At 60.9% G+C, this 2,024-nt stretch carries 4 protein-coding genes; 1 reads left to right on the top strand and 3 read right to left on the bottom strand.

Features of this window, described 5'->3' with window-relative positions:
* Nucleotides 1-536 (top strand): ATP-binding cassette domain-containing protein (locus tag EN994_RS28900; protein WP_164746295.1); only part of this gene is annotated, 536 nt, incomplete at its 5' end.
* 33 nt (nucleotides 537-569) lie between these two features.
* Here EN994_RS28900 and EN994_RS28895 read toward each other — a convergent pair.
* The 3 genes from EN994_RS28895 to EN994_RS28885 all read right to left on the bottom strand — a co-directional run bounded on the left by EN994_RS28895 (nucleotide 570) and on the right by EN994_RS28885 (nucleotide 1,800).
* A complete protein-coding gene (locus tag EN994_RS28895; protein WP_013532688.1) occupies nucleotides 570-914 on the bottom strand; it encodes a hypothetical protein in 345 nt (114 codons plus the stop codon).
* Between the two features lie 223 nt (nucleotides 915-1,137).
* Nucleotides 1,138-1,578, bottom strand: a complete 441-nt coding sequence (locus EN994_RS35530) for a hypothetical protein (RefSeq protein ID WP_063167694.1) — start codon at nucleotides 1,576-1,578, stop codon at nucleotides 1,138-1,140.
* A 6-nt stretch (nucleotides 1,579-1,584) separates the two neighbouring features.
* Nucleotides 1,585-1,800, bottom strand: a complete 216-nt coding sequence (locus EN994_RS28885; RefSeq protein WP_024503705.1) for a hypothetical protein — start codon at nucleotides 1,798-1,800, stop codon at nucleotides 1,585-1,587.
* Nucleotides 1,801-2,024: the final 224 nt, after the last annotated feature.

The raw sequence follows: 2,024 nt of genomic DNA, 5'->3' as shown, positions 1-2,024 counted from the left end.
GCCAGATGCAGCTCGTCTTCCAGGACCCGTTCGGCTCGTTGTCGCCGCGCATGACTGTCGGCCAGGTCATCACCGAAGGACTTCTGGTGCATGAGCCTGACCTTTCGGGCAAGCAGCGTGATCAACGCGCGGTCGAGGCCTTGCGCGAGGTCGGCCTCGACCCCAACGCCCGCAACCGCTACCCGCACGAATTCTCCGGCGGTCAGCGGCAGCGCATCGCCATTGCCCGCGCCATGATCCTGAAGCCCAGGCTGGTGGTATTGGATGAGCCGACTTCGGCGCTCGATCGCTCTGTGCAGAAACAGATCGTCGAACTGCTGCGCAAGCTGCAGGCGGACCACGAATTGTCCTATCTCTTCATCAGCCACGATCTGTCGGTCGTGCGCGCCATGGCCGACTACATCATCGTCATGAAACAGGGCAAGATCGTCGAGGAAGGGCCGACCGAGGCGATCTTCAGCAATCCGCAGCACGCCTACACACAGACGCTGATGGCCGCCGCGATCGACGTGACGCGATTTCGCCTGAGCGCCTGAACCGGGCTCTGCACCGAGGCGTTGGCTGTCCGCTCAATTCGCGGACCTCTGGCACTTGCGCGCTCGCACGGCGGCAATGGCATCCTGTTGCTGCTTAAGCCGGTCGATCCTGGCTGTTTCACGGTTGGCTACCGCGGTCTTCACGCGTGAGCCGCCGAGCAGCCAGCGTGGAACATTGGTGTTGGCGACCTTGCCGCGCGTGATTGCCGTTTGCGAGATGTCACGGGCGACGTCTCCCATCGCACTGTTGAGGTCGGTGCACGTCATTGAATCGTATTTCGCCGGATCGACGGTTCTGCCGAGCGATGAACAGCCAGCGACGAGAACCAGCGTCATCACAAGAATCAAGGGCGGGGCTGTGGTTGAATTCAAATTCATGTCGCACTCGGCCCGCCGTTTCACTCATTCCATCAGGTCCATCGACCCTAGAGCCGACGGGCCTTTTCGTCAAAATATGCGGCCGCGAAGCAACCTGCCACAGGGTTCGGCCATGCGGGCCGACGGCAGGAACATCCCCAGTCTGAATTGCTATCTGCCGGGTGTGGAGTTCAATCGCTGGCAAACGGAGAGTGCCGGTTCCGGCGACGTCGAGGCGGCTTTCCTAAGCTGCTTCGGCCACCAACGTCGACGGGGGACCGCCGAGCACTGTCTGAGCGATCTCGGCGTCATTTTCATCGACATGCGCCGTCACCAGGACGACGCCCTCGGCCACGTCCTGATCATCCGCCTTCATGGCGTGCAGGGCGAATGTTCCAAACAGACCGCCGGCAACGCCGCCACAGACCGCGCCAGCCACCGCTGTTGGCAATACGCTCGCAGCAACAGGATTGATGCCAACTGCCGCAACGACGCTCAGACATGCCAACCCGCCGGCAGCAGCGCCCAGTACCGATCCCAAAGCGGAAACCCAAACAGATCCTGTCTCGTCATTGTAAGGCCCGATGATCGCGATCTGTACGCGAGGAATTCCGGCCGCCACCAAGTCGCTAGCGACCCGCGTCGCATCGGCGTGGGAATCAAAAAGTCTGCTAATCGTCGGCATGGTCGCTTAACGCTTCGGGCTGTTCAGCAGCGTGTCGGTGAGGAATGACGCGGCAATCAGGTCGTCAACCTCGATTCGGCCCTCGCCGCCCTCCATGATGGCCGCGACCTTCTGGAAGGTCTTCATCTCGTCTTCGGTAATCTGGGCTTGCTGCATCCTGGCCTTGATCTCTGTTACTCGCGTGCTCAGGGCATCGGATCGTTTGGTCTCACGGTTCGACATGCTGCTGCTCTTGGTTTCATCGATCATTTTTGCCCGCCACCCCGAATTTGGGGCAAGCGCATGCGTTTCCAACCTGGACTTCGGTCGGGCAGGGGTCAGACCTAAGTCTGGCTAGGGGCAATTGTCTTGCCGACGGTGCTGCCAAAAGCATGATCAAAGGGCCTCTCGTGGCCCGATTCCTTCAAGAATCGGGCCGGAGATCTGTGGTCAGTACCCGTCGTTCT

Source organism: Mesorhizobium sp. M7A.F.Ca.CA.002.09.1.1 (genome assembly GCF_003998555.1).
GTDB classification, from domain to species: domain Bacteria; phylum Pseudomonadota; class Alphaproteobacteria; order Rhizobiales; family Rhizobiaceae; genus Mesorhizobium; species Mesorhizobium ciceri.
The sequence above is the reverse complement of the archived record's forward strand: the minus strand, read 5'-3'. Positions and strand labels throughout refer to the sequence as shown.

Excerpts from the sequence above, each read along its gene's own strand:
- EN994_RS28895 (WP_013532688.1), bottom strand. The coding sequence starts at position 914 with ATGAATTTGAATTCAACCACAGCCCCGCCCTTGATTCTTGTGATGACG.
- EN994_RS35530 (WP_063167694.1), bottom strand. The coding sequence starts at position 1,578 with ATGCCGACGATTAGCAGACTTTTTGATTCCCACGCCGATGCGACGCGG.
- EN994_RS28885 (WP_024503705.1), bottom strand. The coding sequence starts at position 1,800 with ATGTCGAACCGTGAGACCAAACGATCCGATGCCCTGAGCACGCGAGTA.